Annotated in this window: 20 protein-coding genes and 1 pseudogene; 12 read left to right on the forward strand and 9 right to left on the reverse strand. The window is 42.7% G+C overall.

Annotated features, from left to right (window positions below; all coding sequences use genetic code 11):
- Positions 1-223 precede the first annotated feature (223 nt).
- The 3 genes from HPS56_RS11770 to HPS56_RS11780 form a co-directional block, all read right to left on the reverse strand.
- On the reverse strand, positions 224-1462 hold the full coding sequence (locus HPS56_RS11770) for a type IX secretion system plug protein (RefSeq protein WP_172276846.1): 1239 nt from the start codon (positions 1460-1462) through the stop codon (positions 224-226).
- A 129-nt stretch (positions 1463-1591) separates the two neighbouring features.
- Positions 1592-2605: a GGGtGRT protein gene (locus HPS56_RS11775; RefSeq protein WP_172276849.1), complete on the reverse strand. Its 1014-nt coding sequence runs from the start codon at positions 2603-2605 to the stop codon at positions 1592-1594.
- A gap of 14 nt (positions 2606-2619) precedes the next feature.
- Positions 2620-3321, reverse strand: a complete 702-nt coding sequence (locus tag HPS56_RS11780; RefSeq protein WP_172276852.1) for an iron-sulfur cluster assembly scaffold protein — start codon at positions 3319-3321, stop codon at positions 2620-2622.
- A gap of 212 nt (positions 3322-3533) precedes the next feature.
- Here HPS56_RS11780 and HPS56_RS11785 point away from each other — a divergent pair, with 212 nt between their 5' ends.
- Positions 3534-5945 (forward strand): ATP-dependent helicase, encoded by a 2412-nt coding sequence (locus HPS56_RS11785; RefSeq protein ID WP_172276855.1) that lies wholly within the window; start codon positions 3534-3536, stop codon positions 5943-5945.
- 107 nt (positions 5946-6052) lie between these two features.
- Here HPS56_RS11785 and HPS56_RS11790 read toward each other — a convergent pair whose 3' ends face one another.
- The 6 genes from HPS56_RS11790 to HPS56_RS11815 all read right to left on the reverse strand — a co-directional run bounded on the left by HPS56_RS11790 (position 6053) and on the right by HPS56_RS11815 (position 12295).
- Positions 6053-6700, reverse strand: a complete 648-nt coding sequence (locus tag HPS56_RS11790; protein ID WP_172276941.1) for an MBL fold metallo-hydrolase — start codon at positions 6698-6700, stop codon at positions 6053-6055.
- A 21-nt stretch (positions 6701-6721) separates the two neighbouring features.
- Complete coding sequence (gene rsmG / locus HPS56_RS11795) at positions 6722-7342, reverse strand: 16S rRNA (guanine(527)-N(7))-methyltransferase RsmG (RefSeq protein ID WP_172276858.1); 621 nt, start codon at positions 7340-7342, stop codon at positions 6722-6724.
- Positions 7343-7375: 33 nt separating this feature from the next.
- Positions 7376-8221: an RsiV family protein gene (locus HPS56_RS11800; RefSeq protein WP_172276861.1), complete on the reverse strand. Its 846-nt coding sequence runs from the start codon at positions 8219-8221 to the stop codon at positions 7376-7378.
- Positions 8222-8247: 26 nt separating this feature from the next.
- A complete protein-coding gene (locus HPS56_RS11805; protein WP_172276864.1) occupies positions 8248-10080 on the reverse strand; it encodes an SLC13 family permease in 1833 nt (610 codons plus the stop codon).
- A 34-nt stretch (positions 10081-10114) separates the two neighbouring features.
- On the reverse strand, positions 10115-10945 hold the full coding sequence (locus HPS56_RS11810; RefSeq protein WP_172276867.1) for a DUF3298 and DUF4163 domain-containing protein: 831 nt from the start codon (positions 10943-10945) through the stop codon (positions 10115-10117).
- Between the two features lie 99 nt (positions 10946-11044).
- Positions 11045-12295: a phosphoglycerate kinase gene (locus HPS56_RS11815; RefSeq protein ID WP_172276870.1), complete on the reverse strand. Its 1251-nt coding sequence runs from the start codon at positions 12293-12295 to the stop codon at positions 11045-11047.
- 283 nt (positions 12296-12578) lie between these two features.
- Between HPS56_RS11815 and HPS56_RS11820 the strand changes: the two genes are divergently transcribed.
- From HPS56_RS11820 to HPS56_RS11865, 11 genes and pseudogenes are all read left to right on the forward strand, one after another.
- Positions 12579-12953: a RidA family protein gene (locus tag HPS56_RS11820; protein ID WP_172276873.1), complete on the forward strand. Its 375-nt coding sequence runs from the start codon at positions 12579-12581 to the stop codon at positions 12951-12953.
- A 28-nt stretch (positions 12954-12981) separates the two neighbouring features.
- Positions 12982-13635 carry a 7-cyano-7-deazaguanine synthase QueC gene (gene queC, locus HPS56_RS11825; RefSeq protein WP_172276876.1) on the forward strand — a complete coding sequence of 218 codons (654 nt, stop codon included), beginning with the start codon at positions 12982-12984 and terminating at the stop codon, positions 13633-13635.
- Between the two features lie 637 nt (positions 13636-14272).
- Positions 14273-14812: pseudogene (locus tag HPS56_RS13570) on the forward strand (ATP-binding cassette domain-containing protein); the annotation flags it as partial.
- A 33-nt stretch (positions 14813-14845) separates the two neighbouring features.
- Positions 14846-15892: an ABC-F family ATP-binding cassette domain-containing protein gene (locus HPS56_RS13575; RefSeq protein WP_369800312.1), complete on the forward strand. Its 1047-nt coding sequence runs from the start codon at positions 14846-14848 to the stop codon at positions 15890-15892.
- 102 nt (positions 15893-15994) lie between these two features.
- Positions 15995-16633 carry a nucleotide exchange factor GrpE gene (locus tag HPS56_RS11835; protein ID WP_172276882.1) on the forward strand — a complete coding sequence of 213 codons (639 nt, stop codon included), beginning with the start codon at positions 15995-15997 and terminating at the stop codon, positions 16631-16633.
- A 6-nt stretch (positions 16634-16639) separates the two neighbouring features.
- The gene (gene dnaJ, locus HPS56_RS11840; RefSeq protein ID WP_172276885.1) at positions 16640-17800 is read left to right on the forward strand and encodes a molecular chaperone DnaJ; all 1161 of its coding nucleotides are present in this window, start codon (positions 16640-16642) and stop codon (positions 17798-17800) included.
- A gap of 137 nt (positions 17801-17937) precedes the next feature.
- Positions 17938-19251 (forward strand): bifunctional folylpolyglutamate synthase/dihydrofolate synthase, encoded by a 1314-nt coding sequence (locus HPS56_RS11845; RefSeq protein WP_172276888.1) that lies wholly within the window; start codon positions 17938-17940, stop codon positions 19249-19251.
- 115 nt (positions 19252-19366) lie between these two features.
- Positions 19367-20458 (forward strand): aldose epimerase family protein, encoded by a 1092-nt coding sequence (locus tag HPS56_RS11850; RefSeq protein WP_172276891.1) that lies wholly within the window; start codon positions 19367-19369, stop codon positions 20456-20458.
- Positions 20459-20502: 44 nt separating this feature from the next.
- A complete protein-coding gene (locus HPS56_RS11855) occupies positions 20503-21702 on the forward strand; it encodes an MFS transporter (RefSeq protein WP_172276894.1) in 1200 nt (399 codons plus the stop codon).
- An 83-nt stretch (positions 21703-21785) separates the two neighbouring features.
- Positions 21786-22931: a galactokinase gene (gene galK / locus HPS56_RS11860; protein ID WP_172276897.1), complete on the forward strand. Its 1146-nt coding sequence runs from the start codon at positions 21786-21788 to the stop codon at positions 22929-22931.
- A gap of 399 nt (positions 22932-23330) precedes the next feature.
- Positions 23331-24497, forward strand: a complete 1167-nt coding sequence (locus HPS56_RS11865) for an aldose epimerase family protein (protein WP_172276900.1) — start codon at positions 23331-23333, stop codon at positions 24495-24497.
- The last annotated feature ends 17 nt before the right edge of the window (positions 24498-24514 follow it).

Below are 24514 nucleotides of genomic sequence, written 5' to 3' on the forward strand. Positions count from 1 at the left end.
TTATTGTGTAAATATAACGTAAAGGTTTACGGCCTGATGCCAACTGAAGAGGAATTATGCGGTTAGGAATTTAATTTACGTGCACACGAGTGAATGCGGTTTTGAATGTAGTTGTAAATGATAGTTTTTCATCGATGTATGTGTAATTTCTCTTCGTAATTTTCTTGCCTGGATTATTAACGCATATAGTATATGGTGCATGGCTATGAAAATGATATTGGTGTTATTTAAAAGAGGTTTGTCTGTAGCCGGTCAGTCTCCAAGTACGGTCTCCGATACCTTTGTAATATACAAATGCCTGATAACGGTTTTCTGTCTGATAGAAACTGTTTTCCAACGGAGTGAATGTCATGTTCCCTTTCGGTTCCTGAGCCATGTATTGATATGAATAATAGCCTTGTTTCTGAAGGATTGTCGTGTGATATGACTGTGTTTCATTGTCGTATTTCATCAGATATGAGTCGGAGTCTGAATCTGTTGTCCATTTGCCTGTAACATATACTGGTAGGTTTATCTCCGGTGATTTGAATGTGTAATGTACATACACATATTCGCATGTATGGTCTATTTCTGTATTATCGCTGTTGCGTATGAGAAAATATCCGTTTGCATCCTCGTCAAACAGATAGTTTTTCCTCAATTCGTCAATAAACGGGTATGCGTTATAGTTGTGACCGTCCCATGAGATGCGGTCTATGCCCATGGTAGGATGGGATACCGCAAGTATTTCGTATTTGCGGTATTCGTTGTCACCTGTAAATATAAGGTTCTTGTTGTGAGTCCATTTTACTCCTATATTGTTTATAATTGAAGGTTTCAGATTCTTTCGTGCATTGTCATGTCTTGCATTCTGCATAAAGACAGTTCTTATCTCTTCTTCATAGTTAGTTATGTTTATACCGCCATAGTTCAGTTCCGCAGTTAACTGTTGGTGGGCTTTATTTACGTCAATATCCGTGTTGGTTGTGACATTCATTCCGATGTTCATGATTTGTTCCACAACCATGAATTCGGCTTGCAATACTTTCTCTCCTCCGTTATCATCATCAAATATGCTTACACGGTAGTTTCCGCTCATTTTCAGACTACATTTGTCGTTTGGTATCTGTAGTGAATAGTGTGTGTAGTCGATAATCGTGTTTATGGAGTTTGTATAATTGTCTATGGTATTGTCATTAAGGCCGTTAAGATAGTCACTTTGAAATATCTGGTCAGACACGGTCCAGTCGGCTTCACAGTGCTCAATCCTGTATGTGTATCTGTGATAGTTATGCGACAGTTGGTCAAATCCGATGTTTATCACGTCACTGCTGTTAAGGTTTATCACAGGCGGTGACAGCCAGTCGTTGTTTGCCATGACCTGAACAGACTTGATGTCGTTTTTAAATGCCTTTGTCTGTGCATCTGATATCTGTGCCGTTACAGCGAACAGCGTTATTATGAATGATTTGAGTAAATCCATTATTTTGCCGCTTTTTTGAGTTTATAATAGATAGGCCATACTTTATGTGAAAACATTGGCATTATTAAAAAATCCCTGTTTATCCCAAATTGGGACAACAGGGATTTCTTTATGTATTAAGTGATATGATTATTTCTTGTTAAGAGCCATATCAATAGTCACTGCAACTGCAACTGTTGCACCAACCATAGGATTGTTTCCCATTCCGAGGAAGCCCATCATTTCCACGTGGGCGGGAACGGATGAAGAACCTGCAAACTGTGCGTCGCTGTGCATACGGCCCAAAGTATCAGTCATGCCGTAAGATGCAGGACCTGCAGCCATGTTGTCCGGATGAAGTGTGCGTCCTGTACCGCCACCTGAAGCAACAGAGAAATAAGCCTTGCCTGCAAGTACACGCTCTTTTTTATATGTACCTGCAACAGGGTGCTGGAATCGTGTCGGGTTTGTTGAGTTGCCCGTTATGGAAACATCTACATTTTCTTTCCACAGTATGGCAACACCTTCACGTACATCGTCCGCACCATAGCATTTTACTTTTGCCCTTGGGCCGTCTGAGTAGGGAATTTCCTGAACAACATTCAGTTCGCCTGTATAGTAATCAAACTTTGTCTGTACGTATGTAAATCCGTTGATGCGGCTGATAATCATCGCAGCGTCCTTGCCCAAGCCGTTGAGGATTGTGCGCAGAGGCTTTTGGCGTACTTTGTTTGCCATTTCTGCGATTTTGATAGCACCCTCAGCGGCAGCAAATGATTCGTGGCCGGCGAGGAAAGCGAAACACTCTGTTTCTTCGCGGAGCAGACGTGCTGCGAGGTTGCCGTGGCCGATACCGACCTTGCGGTCGTCAGCGACAGAGCCCGGTATGCAGAAGCTCTGCAGACCGATACCTATAGCTTCAGCTGCGTCAGCAGCTGTCTTTACACCTTTCTTTATAGCGATGGCGGCACCACATACATAAGCCCATTTTGCATTCTCGAAGCAGATACCCTGTGTTTCCTCGCAAATCTGATAAGGGTCAACACCTGCGTTCTCGCAAATCTGATTAGCCTCTTCAATATCCTTGATACCGTTTGCGTTCAGTGCGGCAAGAACCTGCTCGATTCTGCGCTCCTGGCTTTCAAATTTTACTTCTCTAATCATAATAACGTGTCTCCTTATTCTTTACGTGGATCAATAGACTTAACAACTCCCTGCTCGGCTTTTGTGCGACCGTAAGAACCTGTGAATTTCTTTACTGCTTCATTGGCATCCATTCCGTTCTTTATCGCTTCCATCATTTTGCCGAGATGAACATATTCATAACCGCAAACCTGGTTATCCTTGTCAAGAAACATCTTTGTTATGTAACCCTCTGTCAGCTCAAGATAACGTGTACCTTTGGCTACTGTTCCGTAGAGTGTACCTGTCTGGCTGCGGAGACCTTTGCCCAAGTCCTCAAGACCGGCACCGATAACAAGTCCGCCTTCAGAGAATGCGCTCTGTGAACGGCCGTAGACAATCTGCAGGAAGAGTTCACGCATGGCTGTGTTGATTGCATCACAAACCAAGTCGGTATTGAGAGCCTCAAGAATTGTTTTTCCGGGGAGTATCTCTGATGCCATTGCTGCAGAGTGAGTCATACCGGTACAACCGATAGTCTCGACAAGGCACTCCTGAATAACGCCTTCCTTGATATTAAGGGAAAGCTTACAAGCTCCCTGCTGAGGAGCACACCAACCAACACCGTGAGTGTAACCGGAGATGTCTTTTATCTCTTTTGCCTGAATCCATTTACCCTCTTCAGGAATAGGGGCCGGTCCGTGGTTCGGACCTTTTGCAACAACGCACATGTTGTTGACTTCATTGGAATAAGTCATATTCTCTTCTGTTTTATGAAAAATGAATAATTAACTCTTTAAACGTTTATTGCTGCAAAATTAATAAATTATTTCTATAAAATATATAAATCATTGTATTCTTTTCAACTCTTTAACTATATGGCACAGCCTGTTTATGGCAGATTGTCAACATGGTAGAAATATTATAAAATATTTTGCCGTTTATTATATTTGTCATAAATTTGTAGGCTATGACAGAAGATATTCTTAAACGGTTGAATGGGGCTCAGCGTGAGGCTGTATTGTATTGTGATGGTGCACAGTTGGTTATAGCCGGTGCCGGTTCTGGAAAGACACGCGTGCTTACATATAAAATTGCTTATCTGCTAAAAAACGGACTTGAGCCGTGGAACATCCTTGCGCTTACATTTACCAATAAGGCGGCACGTGCGATGAAAGAACGTATAGGCCAGGTTGTAGGTGAACACATTGCACGATGTCTTAATATGGGTACATTCCACTCTGTATTCTCAAAAATATTACGTTCCGAGGCCACACATATCGGATATACTTCAGGATTCACCATTTATGACCAGGGTGACTCGCGCTCATTGGTAAAGAATATAATAAAAGACATGAAGCTTGATGACAAGGTCTACAAACCTTCTTCTGTTGCCGACAGGATAAGCATGGCGAAGAACCAGCTTCTTCTTCCTGCGGCTTATGCCAACAGCGCGGAGACCGTAATGACAGACGTACAAAGGAAAATGCCAGCAATAAAGGATATTTATCTGAGATATTCGGAACGGTGCAGGCAGGCGAATGCGATGGATTTTGACGATTTGCTGGTGAATACATATACTTTATTTAATACGAATGAAGAAATAAGGTTGAAATATGTGGACCGTTTCCGGTATGTACTTGTTGATGAGTATCAGGATACGAACCGTGTTCAGCAGGCAATCGTGATGTTGCTGACAAAAGACAATCAGCGTGTATGTGTGGTTGGAGATGATGCTCAAAGTATTTACAGCTTTCGTGGAGCCAATATAGATAACATTCTGAATTTTACTAAGTTCTATGACAATGCGCGTCTGTTTAAATTGGAACAGAATTACCGTTCTACTCAAAATATCGTACGGGCCGCAAACAGTCTTATACGCCATAACCGTTATCAGATACCTAAAGATGTGTTCAGTGAAAAAGAGCATGGTGAGAAACTTGTGCTTAAACCGGCGTATAGTGACAAGGAGGAAGCGCTTATTGTATGCCGCGACATTCAGAAAATAAGAAGAACGGACAAATGTGAATACAGTGATTTTGCCATTCTCTACCGAACCAACTCACAGAGCAGAAGCTTTGAGGAATATATGCGCAAGCAAAATATCCCATATCGGATATATGGCGGATTGAGCTTTTATCAGCGTAAGGAGATTAAGGACGTTATCGCGTATTTCCGTATGGTGGTTAATCCTGACGATGAGGAAGCCTTGCGCAGAATCATAAACTATCCGGCTCGTGGTATAGGCGATACTACGCTTGGAAAAATTGCTGGTGCTGCCAACGCAAATAATGTCAGTTTATGGGAAGTGATTTGCAGGCCGGATGTTTACGGACTTAGTATCAGCAAGGGGACCATGGGGAAACTTTCCGGTTTTCGTTCGCAGGTCAGCCAATGGATAGAGAGGGTTGTGGCAACGGATGCGTATACCCTTGGACGGGATATAATAAAAGAGAGTGGAATTTACAGGGATATATATAAAGGGCAGGATCCAGAAGACCTTGCACGCCAGGAGAACATTGATGAGTTTCTTGGGGGCATGAAGGATTTTGTTGATACGCGCATGGAAGAAGACCAGACCGCTTATGTTATGCTTGGCGATTTCCTGCAGGAGGTGTCGTTGCTCACAGACCTTGACAGTGATACCGATGATAATCAGCCGAAAGTGTCGCTTATGACAGTACATTCGGCAAAGGGATTGGAATTTCCCACTGTGTTTGTCGTGGGGCTGGAGGAAAATATATTTCCTTCACCGATGAGCTGTAACAGTATCAGGGAACTTGAGGAAGAAAGGCGTCTATTGTATGTAGCCATCACACGTGCGGAGAAGCATTGTATACTTACGTGTGCCCAGAACCGTTTCCGCTATGGACGTATCGAGTACGATACTCCTTCTCGTTTTATAAATGATATAGACCGTTCCCTTTTGAATATAGAAGGGCAGGGCGGTGTATCGAAAATGTTCAATGGTTATGATGGTGGGCAGCGGAAGGAATGGATGCAGAATCCCCATCCGGTGGCGTCACAGTTTAAGGCGGACCCCAAACCGCGTATTGTTCCTGTGCGTAAGGAAAGCCCGGCACCGGAGGTTTTTTCAGAAAGTTTCAAGCGTGATTTGAATGCCGCGTCAGCAAGGAACATGAAACGTGTATCTGAAGTTACTGTTGCGGATAAAACCGATATCTCCCTACAGCCATCGCAAACCGATGTGAGGAAGGATGGTGTTGCTGTTGGAAACATTATTGAGCATCAGCGGTTTGGTATTGGGGTGATAAAGCATGTGGAAGGAAATGGAGAAAACGCAAAAGCCACAGTAGAATTTAAAAACGCAGGTACAAAGCAGCTGCTTTTGAAATTCGCAAGGTTTACTATTGTAAAATGATGTTTGTTACATGGAATGATGTTTTGACGAACAGACAGCCAATTCTATTTAAAGTATAATATCTTATAATTATAGGGATAAGGAGCCTATAATTATAAGATATATGTTCATAGTTTGAGATAAGGATTGTATGTCGTTTCCGTATCCATGCTTGTTTTTGGACCGTGTCCCGGATATATGACTGTATCTGGAGGTAGTGCGGACGATATATGCCGCAGACTTTCTATTATATCATCATACGAGCCTAATTCAAAATCAGTGCGTCCGATGCTCATGTTGAAAAGTGTGTCACCGGAGAATGCGATACCTTCCTCCGCGCAATGATAGAATACAGAACCGGGGGTATGCCCAGGTGTAGACAGTATTCTGAAACTATGGTTTCCGAATGTTATCATATCTTTATCGCACAACCATACTCCTGGTTCTGGAAAATCATAGTTTATGTCTATTCCGCAGAAAGTTTTTGCCTGTTCATGCAGCTTGCCGGCAAGTATCTTGTCATTGATGTGTATTTCAGGCTTTAATCCAAATTCCCCGTATATGGTGTCTGTGCCGAAATTATGGTCTATATGCGCATGGGTTGACAGCAGATGACGTGGCGTAAGCCTGTTGTTGCGTATATATTCCAAAATGGCTTTGCGTTCTTCCGCAAAAAACGCTCCACAGTCTATTATCACGCATTCCTTTGTCTCGTCACTCACTATATATGTATTTTCCTGAAAAGGATTGCATACGAATTTCTTTATATCCATGATGTTCTTTATTACAATGACATTTCAGACCGGTAGGTATATAAGATGTTTTTCTTTAAACCATTCTTCCTTGAACCACATTGACAATTCTGTGGTTTCCACAATCTTTCTGAACATTTGAGTCTCCGTTTCAAGATTTCCGCCTTTTAGGCAGAACACTCCGTTTGGCATTGAATTGCGTTGTTTTCCTGATATGTTCTTTCTCACTATTTTCATCAGGTCTGGCAACTGCATTACGGCACGACTGACAACAAAGTCGAATTTACCTCTCTCTTCCTCGCCTCTTAGATGTACAGGATTGCAGTTGGTCAGTCCGATGGCGTTGGCAACTTCTTTTGCAACCATAACTTTTTTTCCTGTTCCGTCAATAAGTTTGAATTTGCATTCGGGAAACATGATTGCCAGTGGTATTCCGGGAAAACCTCCGCCACATCCGAAATCAAGAATTTCCGTACCGGGGCGGAAGTTTATGGCTTTGGCAATGGCAAGAGAGTGCAGTACGTGGTGTTCGTATAAGTTGTCAATGTCTTTTCTGGAAATGACATTTATCTTGGAATTCCAGTCGTGGTACAGCTCGTCAAGTGCGGCAAGCTGTTTCAGTTGGAGTTCTGTAAGTTTTGGAAAGTATTTGATTATTTGTTGCATTATAATTGAGTTTAATGTTTTTTATTTATGATGTCATGAGTTTTTATTGTCACTTTTCATTAATTTCCTTATATCAGAATATCTGATATACAGTTCTGTCATTCCATTGTCGTATGGAGCTATTTCGTATGTATTATATATAAATGTGATTCCGTCTTCACCGATAATGAAATTTTCCGGTACGAACATTTCCGTTGAACACAGATAGCCCTTGTCTTGTAGCTCATTTATGTCTTCAGCTTCTGCTTTTTCCTTCAGTGCGTCAAGCACTATGGAGTTAAGTTGTTTGGTGTGTCCCGGTACAAATATATCATTGACGGTGAGCGGTTTTCCTGTTTCATTATCGAAATTCAGATAGAATATCTGTTTTATCGAATGCGCCCCTCCTTCATAGTATTCAGAGTCTATCTTATATACCATGACGCCTGGTTTGCCGTTGCCAACAGATGTCTGTATATTATAATAGAAATTATACCATGATGTCTTGTTTTCGTCACCGCGGTCAGCCTTGTATAATGCCGCGAAGTTTTCCATGTATTCTGTTGTATATCTTGTGGCGAAAGAATCTGCCGCATGTTTCATTCCTACATCTGACATATCGAACAGGCGTTTCTCTATCGCGTTGTTTATTGATTTGGACTTTTCCCCCTCTGTGTCTTTTACATAGATGATATCCATGCTTACTTTACACATCGGTGAGTCAGAATCCTTTGTAAGATGTACACTTCTTGTCACGGTTATCCTGTCGGTTTCGGGATTCTTTATGTTTTTATTTCCGCATGCTGCAATACATATAGCGATTGATAATGTAAGCAGTGATGGTGACAGGACGTTTGAAATTGCAATACAGTCCTTTATGTTTAAAATATATGTTTTCATATCCGATAAATATTCAATGTTCTGCATCAGAAAGGAAAGAGCAGTGGCAAAACGAATGTCATTGCTATTCCGATGATAACCTGAAGAGGCAATCCGACCTTTATGTAATCACCGAACTTATATCCTCCCGCATTCATGACAAGGGCATTTGGCGGAGTGGCAAACGGTGATGCAAAACACATGCTTGCCCCTAACGTCACCGCGAATAGGAACGGGTATGGACTTGCCCCTATTTCAATGGCGGATGTCATGGCAATTGGGGCCATCAAAACCGCCGTTGCCGTATTGCTTATGAACATTGTCAGAAGTGATGTGGTAAAGTATATCCCGCATAACAGTACTGTAGGTCCCATTGCACCGAGCACTTCCACAAGAGAATGGGATATCATGGCGGATGTCCCGGTCTTTTCGAGTGCTACGGACATCGGCATCATGGCGGCAATAAGTACAATGCTCTCCCAATTTATCGTTTTATAAGCAGCCTCTATATTGCGGAAACATCCGGTGAGTACTGTAAGCAGGCCGGCTGTCATTATAGCGGTGACCGGGGCGACCGGAATAAAGTCAAATACCATTGCAAACACCATTACGGCCATAATGACAGCCGCCATTGGCGCCTTGTAGTCGAGGGTGACCTGCATCGCCTGTTTCTCAGGTTGGCCGAGTACGACCCAGTCGGTTTCTTCATCGTCAAGTTTTGCGATATTGCTCCATTTGCCTTGTACGAGCAATACGTCTCCTGGACATAGCTTCTCACCGGTCAGATTGTCAAGTATGTAGTCTTTATTGCGTTTTATTCCTAATATGTTTATGCTGTATTTCTCACGGAATCCTGAATTTATAAGTCTTGTTCCTATAAGCCGTGATTTGGGCATAAGCACGATTTCCGTTATGCCTAAATCGTAGAAGTCTATATTGTTTTTATCCAGTTTCTGGATACGTGCTTTTTTTGCGAACTCATCCATCTTTTTCTTGTCGCCCATGAGGTATATAATGTCTCTTTCGGCAAGTATTGTACCAGGGGAGGCAAGGCTTTGTGTCACGTTTCGGATGATTCCTCCGCTTGAGTTGTTTTCATTTCTTATCTCGAGAATGGAAAGTCCGTAGTTGTTACGCAGGTTGAGTTCCGCAACTGTTTTTCCTTTTATGTCGGAAACGGATGTAATCAGATATCGTCTTACTCCATTGCTAAGATTATATTCCTCTACAAGTTCATCGAGAGTTTTTCCCCTTCCTTCCTTATTGCTTTCATTTTCATTGTTCTTGAATAGAAAGACCTTGCTTAATGGCAACATTATTATGATGCCGACGGCGATACATATAAGTCCCACAGGGGTGAATGAGAAAAACTCCAAAGGCCTGTAGCCGTTTTCTGTCAGTGCTTCCTGTATTACAAGGTTGGGTGGAGTACCTATAAGTGTAAGCATTCCTCCCATACTGCTTGCAAAGGCAAGCGGCATCAGCAGGCGTGAGGGTCTCACGCCCGACTGTGCTGCCATGCTTACTACAATGGGCATCATAAGAGCTACAGTGCCGGTGTTGCTTACAAAAGCTCCGATGAAAGCCGTGACGAATATCACAAGCAGGAACAGGCCTGTGTCGTTGCCTCTTGCAAGCTTTATTATTTTCTGGCTCATGACCTTGGCCAATCCTGTCTGGAGTATCGCGCCGCCGATGACAAACAGTCCCACCATCATTATCACCACCGTGGATGAAAATCCCGATAAAGCTTCTTCGGGGGTAAGTATGCCGAGAAGAACCAGTGATGTCAGCGCACATAATGCCACTATGTCGGAACGCAGTTTTCCGGATACAAACATTATGACTGTTATTAATAGGATGACAATAGTCGTGGCCATATTTTCTGACTGTGATTATTATGGGATATTCTTCTTATTTGCTTTCCTGTGTTTCTCCTATAAGCTTTAACGCAGACTGTGTGAGATATGGCTTCATTTTATCGTATGACACAACGAATGAAGGCATGCCTGACGCATACGGAGCTATCTCATATTGCTGATATGCGAATACTACGCCTTGTGGAGTGAGGTAGGGAGGAAATTGTGGCAACGGCAGGTAGTCCAATGAACTTTCTGTCAGGAGTAGTCCTTTCAGATTCTCGTCGTTGACGGTCTCACCCTCTGCCTCGCTGAAATATTGCTTCAATCCCTCTTTTATTATTTGTCTGAACTCTTCAGAATAAATGTCGCGCATCATGCTTGTGTCAAACTTTCTGCCGTCACTTTTTCTGAAGGTTGTTCCGATACCGGTAGACACGCCGTGTGCTCCGCCCATATATGCATACGTTTTGGACATGTATGTGACATACTTGTCTGTCTCGTTGATTTTTAATATCTCATAGCTTTTACTGTAAGGAGGCATGTCTGTATCTCCGTATTCTGCCGTAGCTCCGGCATCTTCTTTATACTGGTTTGCAATGATACCGTAATATTTGTCGGAGTAGAATTTTACGACAGAGTCTGTATTGGTCACATCACCGGTATATATTCCTCCAAGCTCTTCGTCAATATACTCTTTTATTCTGTTTGTCAGGATAGTATTGCCTTTTACGGGATAGTCTACCTTTATAAGCAATTCAGCCTGTTTGTCCTTTTTCTCTACCTTTATGGTATCTGTCTCAAAAGGAGTAGTACCTGCTTTGTCTGTTCCGCATGCAACCATTGTCATTGCTACTGCCGAAAGGATAAATGTTTGAATTTTCATTGTTGAATGTTGTTTTTAGGTTTATATAAAAAATAAAGGCTGCTCGCTGATAAAACGGGCAGCCCTTTTGAAACAAGTCTATTATTCAGAATAATTGTCTTATTCGCCTTTTATTGCTGCTACACCGGGAAGAACCTTGCCCTCGATGGCTTCAAGAAGGGCACCTCCACCGGTAGAGATATATGAAACCTGATCAGCCATACCAAACTTATTGATACATGCGACAGAGTCTCCACCACCGATAAGTGAGAAAGCTCCGTTGGCAGTAGCTTTTGCTATAGCCTCGGCAATGGCTTTTGAGCCTCCTGCAAAGTTGTCAAATTCGAATACGCCGGCAGGACCGTTCCAAAGGATTGTCTTGGCGCCTTCAATGGCATTTGCAAACTTCTTGCGTGTCTCAGGACCTGCATCCATACCTTCCCAACCCTCAGGGATGTTGTTGGCCTGACAAATCTGTGTGTTCGCATCGTTTTTGAAATCATCACCGGCGATGCAGTCTGTACCGAGAACAAGGTTTACACCGTTTTCCTTTGCTTTCTTGATAATGTCGAGAGCCAGGTCGAGTTTGTCGTTCTCGCATATAGAGTTGCCGATGTTGCCGCCCTGTGCCTTTGCGAATGTGTATGTCATACCTCCGCAGAGGATGAGGTTGTCAACCTTGCCGAGAAGGTTCTCTATGATACCTATTTTTGTAGATACTTTTGAACCTCCCATTATGGCTGTGAAAGGACGTTTGATATTGCTGAGGACGTTGTCAACAGCCTGAACCTCTTTTTCCATAAGATATCCCAGCATCTTGTTGTCCGCATCAAAATAGTCGGCTATGACGGCCGTGGAGGCATGTCTGCGGTGAGCCGTTCCGAAAGCATCCATCACATAGCAGTCTGCGTATGAAGCCAGTTTCTTTGCAAATTCCTTCTGACGCTCTTTCATTTCTTTCTTTGCCTCAGAATATGCAGGATCCTCTTTGTCTATACCTACGGGCTTGCCTTCCTCTTCGGGATAGTAGCGGAGATTTTCAAGCAAAAGAGCCTCACCGGCTTTCAACTCGGCAACTTCCTTGTCGGCATTGCCACAGTCGGCTGCGAATTTTACATCTACGCCAAGGGCATCGGAAACGTTCTTCACAATCTGCTTCAATGAGAGCTCCGGTTTAACCTTGCCTTTGGGCTTGCCCATGTGGCTCATCATGATAAGGGCACCGCCGTCGGCGAGAACTTTCTTCAATGTAGGAAGGGCACCACGTATACGGGTTTCGTCTGTAACATTTCCATTCTCATCCAATGGAACATTGAAATCCACACGGACAATTGCCTTTTTGCCGGCAAAGTTGAATTGATCGATATTCATAACTGTTGTTTATATATTTTTATAAAAATAACTTATATCCCAATACATTGTTTTTGCTTAAGAAGCTGATGCAAAGTTACTGATAAATATCGGTATCATTATCATAACAGCATAATATTTTAATCTTTTTTTATCCCTATTTTTCGTAAATGCAATATTCACTTTGCAAAATGATATGAAACAGGCTGTTGCCTATTGCTATATTTCTCCATTTTGCACTTGGTTTCATTTCTTTGTTGTATCTTTGCTCCCTGAAACTTAAAAACAACAAATATAATTGAGTATGAAACAGATTTCTACAGTCAAGGCACCAGCTGCCATAGGGCCGTATAGCCAGGCAATAGAGGCTGGCGGTTTTGTATATGTATCAGGACAATTGCCCATCGATGCCTCAACAGGGTTGTTTCCGGAAGGGGGAATAAAGGAACAGACAAGACAATCGCTTCTCAATGCACAGGCCATACTGTTGCAGGCAGGAGCGGATTTTGGCAAAGTGGTGAAAACGACGGTGTTGTTGGCGGACATTGACGACTTTGCGGCAATGAATGAGGTGTATGCGTCTTTTTTTTCAGCTCCGTTTCCTGCACGTTCGGCGTTCGCGGTAAAAGATTTGCCTAAGGGCGCTCTTGTGGAGATAGAGATGATTGCTGTAAAATAAAGGATATAACCAGTCAAGGCTCATACTTATGAAAGATTCTGTGATTATTGTAAGCGGCGGTATGGACAGTATTACTCTGCTTTACGAGAGGAAAGACGATATTGCTCTTGGAATATCGTTTGACTATGGAAGCAATCATAATGCGAATGAAATACCGTTGGCCGAGATGCATTGTAAGCGTCTTGGAATACGCCATATAACAATTCCTTTGGGATTCATGCAAAAGTATTTTAAGAGTTCTTTGCTTGACGGTGCGGATGCGATACCTGAAGGACACTATGACGGAAAGAATATGATGTCGACGGTCGTGCCGTTCCGGAATGGGATAATGTTGTCTATAGCCGCAGGAATAGCGGAAAGTAACGGACTGAAAAACGTGTTGATTGCCAATCATGGCGGCGACCATTCCATTTATCCTGACTGCCGCAATGAATTTATTGCGGCTATGAACAGTGCCGTGACAAACGGTACTTATGTGGGTATATGTATTGTCGCTCCATATACGGATATAACGAAAGCCGATATTGCGCGCCGCGGAAAAAAGCTTGGTATCGATTACAGTGAGACTTGGTCATGCTATAAGGGAGGGGAGAGGCAGTGCGGCAAATGCGGCACATGTATAGAGCGCAAAGAAGCTCTTGCCGAGGCAGGAATAGAGGATACGACTGAATATGTCGGGTAGTCGGAATGTATCATGTATGACGGTTATCCTCTTGTTGTGGTTATGTCTTCAGGGGAGTTATTATACTTACCTTGAATGCATTTGTTAATTTACTAAAAAATATCCGATCGTTTTTAATTTTTTGAAATCTATTTACATTTCTGATAAGTGTAAAATTCTCTTCCGATGAACATGCTATTCATGCTCAGTGAATGGCATGTTCATCGGCCGTGAATGGCCTATTCATCAAGCGTGAATAGGCCATTCATTTTTGGCATAGTTTTTGATTATTGTTAATGGGTTGATTATCAATGCGTTGTAATTTGGGCGGTTTTGTGTAAAGCTCATAAAAACGTAAGGGTAGTGCTGTGTGAATTTTTATTACGTTTTAGATTGTCTTGGATGGGACTTTTTAACAAATGTTGTTCAAATTGAACTAATCATGGAGGATTCTCGCTATCATATTCTCCTCAAACTAAAGTGCTGTAAGTAAGAAACATATTATATGTTTCGCATAACAGTAGAAAAAACAAAAATTTGGTTATATAAAATAATTATAGTACCTTTGCATCCGTTTTGTCTTTAGGGTGGGTCATGGCAGCAAATGGCTCAGTAACAACAGAAAAAGAATTTGATTTCAGATATTTAATAAATAAGTATGATAACAGTCACAAACCTTGCCATTCAATTTGGGAAAAAAGTTCTGTACAAAGACGTGAACCTGAAATTTACCAACGGCAATATCTATGGAGTGATAGGTGCCAATGGAGCTGGAAAATCAACTTTGCTTCGTGCCATAAGCGGTGAGCTTGAGCCTAATAAAGGTTCTGTAGAGCTTGGCCCGGGAGAGCGTCTTTCAGTATTGGAACAGGATCACTTCAAGTATGATGAGTATAGCGTACGCGATACAGTGCTTATGGGACATAAGCCATTATGGGAAAACATGAAGGAACGTGAGGCTCTTTACATGAAGCCGGATTTCAATGAGGAAGACGGTATAAGAGTTGCCGAACTTGAGGATAAGTTTGCCCAAATGGACGGTTGGAACGCAGAAAGTGATGCAGACCAGATGCTTACCAATTTGGGCCTGAACGAAAGTCTTCACGGAAAGATGATGAGCGAACTGTCAAACAACGAGAAAGTACGTGTGATGCTTGCAAAAGCTCTTTTCGGCAATCCGGACAACCTTCTTCTTGACGAGCCGACCAACGACCTTGACCTCGACACTGTAATGTGGCTGGAAGAGTATTTGAGCAATATAGAGCAGACTGTGCTTGTGGTAAGCCACGACCGTCACTTCCTTGATGCGGTAAGCACCCAGACTGTAGATATAGATTTCGGAAAGGTTACTGTCTTTTCGGGAAACTACTCTTTCTGGTATCAGAGTTCACAGCTTGCACTGCGTCAGGCGCAGAACCAGCGTCAGAAAGCCGAGGAGAAGAGAAAAGAACTTGAAGAGTTCATACGTCGTTTTTCTGCCAATGTGGCAAAGAGCAAGCAGACAACAAGCCGGAAGAAAATGCTCGACAAACTCAATGTGGAAGAAATCCGACCTTCTTCGAGAAAATATCCGGGAATAATATTTCAGATGGAACGTGAGCCCGGAACCCAGATTCTTGAGGTAAGCGACCTGAAAGCTGTCGATGCGGACGGTACTGTATTGTTTGACCATGTGAACTTCACAATAGAGAAAGGCCAGAAAACGGTATTCCTTAGCCATAACCCTAAGGCAATGACGGCATTATTTGAGATAATAAACGGTAACCGTCAGGCTGATGCGGGCGAATATAAATGGGGAGTGACCATTACTACAGCCTACCTGCCCCTCGACAATACGGAGTTTTTCAAAAGCGAGCTGAATCTCGTGGACTGGCTAAGCCAATTCGGCAAGGGCAACGAGGTGCAGATGAAGAGTTTTCTCGGACGTATGTTGTTCAAGGATGAGGATGTGCAAAAGAAGGTGAACGTATTAAGCGGAGGTGAGAAAATGCGCTGTATGATAGCCAGGATGCAACTTAAAAATGCAAACTGCCTCATACTTGACACACCGACCAACCATCTTGATCTTGAAAGCATACAGGCATTCAACAACAACCTTGTGAACTTCAAGGGAAACATTCTGTTCGCAAGTCATGACCATGAGTTCATACAGACTGTCGCTGACCGTATTATCGAACTGACTCCAAATGGAACAATAGACAAACTGATGGAATATGACCAATATATCTATGACGAAGCCATAAAGGAGCAGAAAGAGAAAATGTACGCCTCTGATTGATGGAAAGCATACGTCACTATAGACACAATATACATATTTATATTATTATAAATAAAAATCGGCATACTATTTGCAAGTATGCCGATAAAATATTTTATAGACATGGAAAAAGATATTAATATTACAAAAGGCGACACCATCGACGGTGATGAGTTGAAATCGGAAAATACGAAGGAAGCGACAGGCAATGTGAGCGATGATACCGAAAACAATTTGGAAAACGGCAATACAGGCGAGTCTGACAAAACAGAAGACGGCAACTGCGAGACCGAAGAACCGGCTGTTGAAAAGGACCCTATAGATGCTGCCAATGAAGAGATTGCCGCATTGAAGGACAAATATTTGCGCTCTGTCGCCGAATTTGAAAACTACAGAAAACGTACACTGAAAGAAAAGACGGAACTGATTCTTAATGGCGGTGAAAAGGTAATCTCTGCATTGTTACCCGTTGTAGATGACATGGAAAGGGCCATTGCCAACGGAGACAAGACTGAAGATCCGAAAGTTCTGCGTGAAGGCATGGAACTTATATATGCAAAATGCATAAAGATACTTGAAAGCCAGGGAGTGAAAAAGATAGATACCGACAATGCGGACTTTGACACAGACATGCATGAAGCCATTGCCATGGTGCCCGGTATGGGTGATGACAAGAAGGGCAAGGTGATAGACTGTGTGCAGACAGGGTACAAACTCAACGACAAAGTAATACGCCATGCCAAAGTGGCGGTTGGACAATAACAGACAATGGCTAAAAGAGATTATTACGAGGTCTTGGGTGTCAGTAAAAACGCATCGGAAGACGAAATAAAGAAAGCGTACAGGAAGATTGCCATCAAATGGCATCCCGACCGTAATCCAGGCAACAAAGAGGCTGAAGACAAATTTAAAGAGGCGGCAGAAGCATACGACATCCTTCATGACCCTCAGAAGCGTCAGCAATATGACCAGTTCGGATTCAACGGCCCGCAAGGCGGTTTCGGTGGATTCGGTGGCGGAGCCGGAATGAATATGGATGACATATTCTCTATGTTTGGCGACATATTCGGAGGACGTGCCGGTGGTTTCGGTGGTTTCGGAGGCGGTGGCCAACGCCGTGCCCAGCAATACCGCGGAAACGATTTGCGCCTTAAGGTTAAGCTTTCATTAAGCGAGATTGCCCATGGAGTGACCAAGAAGTTTAAAGTAAGAAAAGACGTTTGCTGCGGCCATTGCCATGGTAGCGGTGCCGAGGCCGGAAGCGGGAGCGACACATGTCCGACATGTCATGGGGCCGGTGTTGTGACACATACAACACAAAGTATCTTCGGAATGATGCAGACGCAAAGCGTTTGTCCCACCTGTAATGGTGAAGGAAAGGTCATCAAGAACAAATGCCGTGAATGCGGAGGCAGCGGTGTCGTGAAAGGAGAAGAAGTCGTAGAGATAAAGATACCGGCAGGCGTCGCGGAAGGAATGGTCGTAAACGTACCGGGCAAGGGAAATGCCGGTATGCATAACGGCATCAACGGAGACATTCAGGTATATATAGAAGAGGAAGGAAACGACATTTTTGTAAGAGACGGCAACGATGTCATATACAATCTTTTACTCGACATACCGACAGCAATATTGGGAGACGAAGTGGAAATTCCAACAATAGACGGCCCGACGGTAAAGGTAAGGATAGAGCCGGGTACCCAACCCGGAAAAACTCTCAGGTTGAGGGGAAAAGGACTTCCTGCAATACAAGGATACGGGCATGGCGGAACAGGAGACCTCGTAGTAAACATAAGTGTATACATACCCAAGACCTTGAGTAAAGACGAAAAGGAAGCGGTGAGATCTTTTGTCGGAAGCGACAACTTCAAGGGTGACAGCGCAACCAGGCAGTCTATATTTCAGAAATTCAAGAATTATTTCAGCTGACAACCTTATATTATATATTAGGTGTCTAATATTGGCAGCAGGGAAAACATCTCCATCCTCTGGTCCTATATGGGATACAGAGGAATGGAGATTTTATATACAAACAGATTTTACCATACAATGACATGTGCAAAAAGATGAGTTATAATGAGACTGTAGAGTATCTGTTTTGTCAGATGCCTATGTTTGAACGTGACGGGAAAAGCGGATATAAGGAGGGACTGTCCAACACACTTGCCTTAGACAAGTATTTCGGACATCCGCACCGAAACTATCCGACAATCCACATCGCAGGAACAAACGGGAAGGGTTCTTGCTCACATACATTGGCTGCGATTCTTCAGACATTCGGATATAAAGTCGGTCTGTACACCTCTCCACATCTTGTTGATTTCAGTGAAAGAATAAAGATAAACGGGGTGCCGGTAGGCAAGGATTATGTCGTTGACTTTGTCAGAGACGATAAAGATTTCATTGACTCACTTCATCCGTCATTCTTTGAGGTGACAACAGCACTGGCATTCAAGTATTTCAGCGACATGAAAGTTGACGTCGCGATAATAGAGGTAGGACTCGGAGGAAGACTTGACTGTACGAATATAATAACTCCTGTTCTTTCGGTGATCACAAATATCAGTTTTGACCATACTCAATTCCTTGGCGACACTTTGACAAAAATAGCAAGTGAGAAAGCCGGAATAATAAAACCTGGTGTCCCCGTTGTAATAGGTGAGGCCACATCTGAAACAAGGCCTGTATTTGAGATGACAGCAAAGGAAAAAAACTCACCTTTAATATTTGCGGAAGACAATCGCGAGGTACTGGATTATGCTAAACATAAAATTGAAGGATTCGAGTATAACACTCTGCATTATGGGATATTACACGGCATACTCGGAGGGTTGTATCAACCTAAAAACTCCAACACTTCGCTCGTCGCCTTCAATGTGCTGCTAAGTGAATGCAATGAAAAGCTACACATACCATACGATGGTGAAATTCCAGCCAATAAACTTAATGAAGCTTTGGAGGGTGTTGTAAGGAAAACCGGACTCTTTGGCAGATGGCAAACAGTAGGCGAGAATCCCAAAGTCGTATGCGACACCGGACATAATACCGGCGGATGGCATTATCTTGGCAAGCAGCTGAAGGAAATAAAATGCCGAAAGATGCATGTTATATTTGGTATGGTGAATGACAAGGATATAGATAGTGTCGTTAAATTGCTACCGGATAATGCATTATACTATTTCACTAAAGCAAACAATAAAAGAGCTGTCAGCGAAGAGAAAATATCGGAATATGCCTCACGATATGGGCATAGGGGAGAAGCTTACCCGACAGTGGCAGACGCTTTCCGTGCCGCCTGTCTCGCTGCAGAAAAAGAAGACTTCATATTCATAGGCGGCAGCAGCTATATTGTCGCAGACTTTTTAAATAGTTGTATTTAGGTGTTTTTAACATTAAACTCCATGTTTTTTACTGTTTAATTTGTGATTTCCGTTTTTTTTTGGTTACTTTGCAAATACAATCAAATTAGCAATCAATAACTAAAAAACAGCGAGTATGACGAACACAACAGGAAGTGCAAACCTATGCGGTTTGAATCGGAAAGATTTTCAGACCATTGTGAATGGGAAAAAAACTGATTTATATATATTAAAAAACAGAAAAGGCTATGAAGTTGCAATAACAAACTACGGTGGTGCGATTGTGGCCATCATGGTGCCCGATAAAGACGGCAACATTGCAAACGTTATTCAAGGACATGACAACATTCAAGATGTGATTAACAGTCCGGAACCTTTCCTGTCGACACTTATCGGGCGATATGGCAACCGTATATGCCGCGGACAGTTCACTTTAAATAAAAAAGATTATCAATTGGCTGTAAACAATGGTCCTAATGCCTTGCATGGCGGCCCGACGGGATATCATGCACGTGTGTGGGATGCCCGCCAGATGGGACCGAGGTCATTGGCACTTAATTATGTATCTGCCTATGGTGAGGAGGGTTTCACGGGAGAATGCCGCATAACAGTTGAATTTACTTTCACTGATGACAACGAACTCGTAATAGAGTATTTGGCAACAACCAACAAGAAAACAATAATAAATCTTACACATCACGGATTCTTTAGCCTGGCCGGTATCGCAAACCCGACTCCCGCTATTAATAATTTAGTTTGCGAAATCAATGCCGATTATTATCTTCCTATTGACGACACTTCAATACCGACAGGAGAAATACGCTTTGTAAAAGGCACACCGTTCGACTTCCGTACACCAAAGGAAATAGGAAAAGACATTGATGCGGATGACGAGCAGATAAAAAACGGAGCAGGATACGACCATTGCTTTGTTCTCAACAAAAAAGAAGAAGGCGAGTTGAGCTATGCCGCAAAGATAACGGAGCCCGTAAGCGGACGTACAATGGAAGTATATACAACAGAGCCTGGAGTACAGGTGTATTCCGATAATTGGGCTGACGGATATGCCGGTCAGCACGGGGCTACATTCCCACGCCGTTCGGCAATATGTTTTGAATGCCAGCACTTCCCAGACACTCCGAACCACCCGTACTTCCCTTCTGTAATACTGACACCTGACAAACATTATAAGCAGAAGACCATCTATAAGTTCGGTGTAGAGAAATAGGAAAATTAACTTTTTATATAAAATCTATCACACTCAAAATCACAATGAATCAAAAACAAACACCAAACTACACGTTTGCGCTTACTGTAGTTATTATCGTATGTTTCCTCATCGGTTTTGTTACGACAATGAACAATTCGATGATTGAGTTCTGTACAAAAGCATTTGATCTCAACGCCCGGCAGGGGCAATATGTAAACGTTGCTTTTTACGGTGCGTATGCTTTGTCCATACCATTTGCATTAATGATGAGTAAAATCGGCTATAAGAGCACTCTTATATTGGGTTTATTCGTTGTCGCCATGGGATTCGTCGCCAACTATCTTGGCATATCAGCCACAATAGGCTCTAATTCCGTATATTTGGTATTCCTATGCTCAATGTGCATTGTTGCGCTGGGTATCGTTATGTTGCAGCTTGTTGCCAACCCATACGTAATGGTTCTTGGAGCTCCGGAGACAGGTGCGTTCCGCATGACTTTGAGCCAGGCCCTTAACTCTGTTGCAACAACACTTGCACCCATGTTTATATCATTTGCCATAATAAAAGGACAGACGCCTACTCCTGACGCGGTTCCGGGTCCGTTTCTCGGTCTGGGCTTGTTTACTCTTTTGCTTTGTGTAATACTGTTTTTCCTGAAGCTGCCGAACATAAACGAGGAAGAACAGGCAGCGGAAGCAGGACACAACACACAATATAAGGACAGCGTGTTCAAGTATCCTCACGTGTATTTCGGGGCTCTTGGTATATTTATGTATATGGGACTTGAAATAGGTATACCTTCGATGCTTCCTTATAAAATAGACAATGCGACAGAATACCTGCCTCTGTATTGGGGCGGCATGATGGTAGGACGATTTGCCGGTGCTGCAATACTCAACAAGTTCAAGCCGCGTGCAATTCTTATGGCATGTCTGCTTGGTGGTCTCGTATGTGTAGGAATATCGTTTGTGTTGTCCGGTATGGCAAGTGCATACGCTCTTCTGGCAGCAGGTCTGTTCCACTCGGTGATGTGGCCTTTGATTTTCAATCTCGGTCTTCAGGAACTTGGCCCTCACACAAAGGCTGCATCGGGTATCATCAATATGGGTGTTATCGGTGCTGCCACACTTCCATTGCTCATGGGATGGGTTGTTGACATATCAAGTGTAGGTACGGCACTTTGCCTCATGTTCGTGTATTATGCCTATGAGATATGGTTCTGTAATTGGGGAAGCAAGATCGGTATAAGCGGAAAAGGATAATCACGGTATTACCATAATGATAATGGTTCGATTACAATAAGACATCCGAAAATAAAATAACTTCAACTAAATAAAATACAATTATGAAACTAACAATCGATGACGTAAGAAGACGTTTTATCAAGCATTTTGATGGAACAACAGGTTCTATATATGCCGCTCCTGGCCGTATTAACCTTATCGGTGAGCATACAGACTACAACGGTGGTTTTGTTTTCCCGGGTGCGGTACAGCAGGGTATGATGGCGGAAATCAAACCTAATGGAACACGTATGGTACGTGCATATTCCATAGATTTGAAAGACTATGCCGAATTTTCATTGGATGATGAAAAAGGACCGTCGGCCACACACTTCCGTTATATCTTCGGTGTATGTAGGGAGATGATGGCTCTCGGTATTCCCGTTGAAGGCTTTAATACAGCTTTTGCAGGAGATGTTCCACTTGGTGCCGGTATGTCCTCATCCGCAGCTCTTGAAAGCTGCTTTGCATTTGCTCTCGACGACCTTTTCGGCAAAGGTGATACAGACCGTATGACACTTGCTAAAGTGGGACAGGCAACAGAGCATAAGTATATAGGCGTGAACTGCGGAATAATGGATCAGTTCGCATCTTGTCATGGTAAGGCAAATAACCTTATGCGTCTTGACTGCCGTAGCGGTGAGTTCCAATATTTCCCATGGGAGCCGAAAGGCTATAAGCTCGTGCTTGTAAACTCATGTGTAAAACATGCCCTTGTAGGTTCACCGTATAATGACCGCCGCAACAGTTGTGAGCGTGTGGCCAAGGCTATTGGAGTTGAAACTCTTCGCGATGCAGACTGGGACAAGCTGGAGGCTGTGAAGGATCAGATTTCCGAGGAGGACTATAAGAGAGCCAAATATGTTATCGGTGAGTATTTCAGGGTTCTTGCCGTATGTGAGGCTTTGGAGAAAGGCGATTATGAGACTGTAGGCCAAAAGATGTATGAAACACATGAAGGACTTTCAAAGGACTATGAAGTATCATGTGAAGAACTTGATTTCCTTAACGAAATAGCCAAGGAATGCATGGTTACTGGTAGCCGTATCATGGGCGGAGGCTTTGGCGGATGTACAATAAACTTGGTAGAGACTGACCTATACAAGCATTTCTGCGAAACGGCAAAGGCAAAATTTAAGGAGAAATATGGTAAGGAACCGGTTATCATTGATGTAGTCATCGGTGACGGAGCGCGTAAAATCTGCTGATTAATGCATAGTACAACAGTCCGGGTGATTTTTCATCCGGACTGTTTGTTTTTATCCTGTTCGTGTATGGAACATAAATAAAGAACTGCTTATACAGTTCCGCATCAGAACATACTTATTCCAAATGTCCGTCAAACCTAAGGAATCTACATCAGTACTTACATAAATCAGCAATATGTAAAGTTCAGAGCCAGAGGACAAAAGCCATGATAAATTTCACATAAGACCAGTAAGTGGACATGTAGAAACGTTTATTAATGTTAATAGACCGTCCTAATAGTGTAAATAAAACACTTTAGGACGTTTTTTTTATGAAAACTCTTTGTTTTTTCATATAATAATTGTACTTTTACAGACAAAATAATACAATTTAATTTAAGAACTAAAAACTTATTATTAATGAAAAATCTTTTTAGATCAATTTCAGTGATAGGAGTATCTGCTATGGTACTGACCTCTTGTGTAACTGAACAACAGTCGGAGAAGACAATATCAGGGCTTGATCCGGCAGCTTTTGACTCAACTATTAACGGAAAGAAAACAGAGTTGTTCACGCTTAAAAACAAAAACGGAATGGAAGTGTGCATCACTAATTTCGGAGGACGTGTGGTGTCGCTTGTTGTGCCCGACAAAGACGGGAAGCCCACTGATGTGGTACTTGGCTATGATAATATAGCCCAGTATGCAGATACAGTAAACTCTCCAAGTGATTACGGCTCATCGGTTGGACGTTATGCCAACCGCATTAATAAGGGAAAGATAACAATAGAAGGTCAGGAATATCAACTTCCTAAAAACAATTTCGGACACTGTCTCCACGGTGGAAACTCAGGATGGATGTATCAGGTTTATGATGCGGAACAGCCTAATGACACCACATTGTTGCTTACGATAGTGTCACCGGATGGTGACAATGGTTTCCCAGGCACAGTAAAGGCCACCACAAAATACACGGTGCTGAGTAACAACACTCTCGATATAACGTTTGAGGCAACAACAGATAAAGAGACTGTCGTGAACATGACAAACCACAGTTATTTCAATTTGAACGGTGATCCGTCAAACGTTGGAACAAATATGATTCTTTATGTAAATGCGGATAATTTCACTCCCGCTGATTCTACATATATGACAACAGGAGAAATCGCTCCTGTAGAAGGGACACCTATGGATTTCCGTAAAGCCCATGCCTTATCTGAAACAATAAATGACACTACATTCCAACAGATAAGGAACGCCACTGGATATGACCACAACTGGTGTTTGAATACTTACAAGGATGGAAAAGGTGATGACACGCAGGTGTGTGCGAGTCTTTATTCTCCACAAACAGGAATTTTCCTTGAAATGTTCACAAATGAGCCGGGAGTACAGGTTTATACAGGTAATTTCCAAGGCACAGGCATTACATGTAAGAATGGTGTGAAATATCCAAAGCATGTATCGGTATGTCTTGAGAGTCAAAAATATCCTGACTCACCTAATAAAAAAGATTGGCCAAGTCCTTATTTGAAGCCGGGAGAAAAGTATTATAGCCATGTCGCATATAAATTCTCTGTCAAGTAGTTCATTATCTAAAACTA

This window comes from Xylanibacter muris (assembly GCF_013166605.1).
Classification (GTDB): domain Bacteria; phylum Bacteroidota; class Bacteroidia; order Bacteroidales; family Bacteroidaceae; genus Prevotella; species Prevotella muris.

What these genes read in the sequence shown, in the direction of transcription:
- HPS56_RS11770 (WP_172276846.1), bottom strand. Translation starts at nt 1,462, where the DNA reads ATGGATTTACTCAAATCATTCATAATAACGCTGTTCGCTGTAACGGCA.
- HPS56_RS11775 (WP_172276849.1), bottom strand. Translation starts at nt 2,605, where the DNA reads ATGATTAGAGAAGTAAAATTTGAAAGCCAGGAGCGCAGAATCGAGCAG.
- HPS56_RS11780 (WP_172276852.1), bottom strand. Translation starts at nt 3,321, where the DNA reads ATGACTTATTCCAATGAAGTCAACAACATGTGCGTTGTTGCAAAAGGT.
- HPS56_RS11785 (WP_172276855.1), top strand. Translation starts at nt 3,534, where the DNA reads ATGACAGAAGATATTCTTAAACGGTTGAATGGGGCTCAGCGTGAGGCT.
- rsmG (WP_172276858.1), bottom strand. Translation starts at nt 7,342, where the DNA reads ATGCAACAAATAATCAAATACTTTCCAAAACTTACAGAACTCCAACTG.
- HPS56_RS11800 (WP_172276861.1), bottom strand. Translation starts at nt 8,221, where the DNA reads ATGAAAACATATATTTTAAACATAAAGGACTGTATTGCAATTTCAAAC.
- HPS56_RS11805 (WP_172276864.1), bottom strand. Translation starts at nt 10,080, where the DNA reads ATGGCCACGACTATTGTCATCCTATTAATAACAGTCATAATGTTTGTA.
- HPS56_RS11810 (WP_172276867.1), bottom strand. Translation starts at nt 10,945, where the DNA reads ATGAAAATTCAAACATTTATCCTTTCGGCAGTAGCAATGACAATGGTT.
- HPS56_RS11815 (WP_172276870.1), bottom strand. Translation starts at nt 12,295, where the DNA reads ATGAATATCGATCAATTCAACTTTGCCGGCAAAAAGGCAATTGTCCGT.
- HPS56_RS11820 (WP_172276873.1), top strand. Translation starts at nt 12,579, where the DNA reads ATGAAACAGATTTCTACAGTCAAGGCACCAGCTGCCATAGGGCCGTAT.
- queC (WP_172276876.1), top strand. Translation starts at nt 12,982, where the DNA reads ATGAAAGATTCTGTGATTATTGTAAGCGGCGGTATGGACAGTATTACT.
- HPS56_RS13575 (WP_369800312.1), top strand. Translation starts at nt 14,846, where the DNA reads ATGTGGCTGGAAGAGTATTTGAGCAATATAGAGCAGACTGTGCTTGTG.
- HPS56_RS11835 (WP_172276882.1), top strand. Translation starts at nt 15,995, where the DNA reads ATGGAAAAAGATATTAATATTACAAAAGGCGACACCATCGACGGTGAT.
- dnaJ (WP_172276885.1), top strand. Translation starts at nt 16,640, where the DNA reads ATGGCTAAAAGAGATTATTACGAGGTCTTGGGTGTCAGTAAAAACGCA.
- HPS56_RS11845 (WP_172276888.1), top strand. Translation starts at nt 17,938, where the DNA reads ATGAGTTATAATGAGACTGTAGAGTATCTGTTTTGTCAGATGCCTATG.
- HPS56_RS11850 (WP_172276891.1), top strand. Translation starts at nt 19,367, where the DNA reads ATGACGAACACAACAGGAAGTGCAAACCTATGCGGTTTGAATCGGAAA.
- HPS56_RS11855 (WP_172276894.1), top strand. Translation starts at nt 20,503, where the DNA reads ATGAATCAAAAACAAACACCAAACTACACGTTTGCGCTTACTGTAGTT.
- galK (WP_172276897.1), top strand. Translation starts at nt 21,786, where the DNA reads ATGAAACTAACAATCGATGACGTAAGAAGACGTTTTATCAAGCATTTT.
- HPS56_RS11865 (WP_172276900.1), top strand. Translation starts at nt 23,331, where the DNA reads ATGAAAAATCTTTTTAGATCAATTTCAGTGATAGGAGTATCTGCTATG.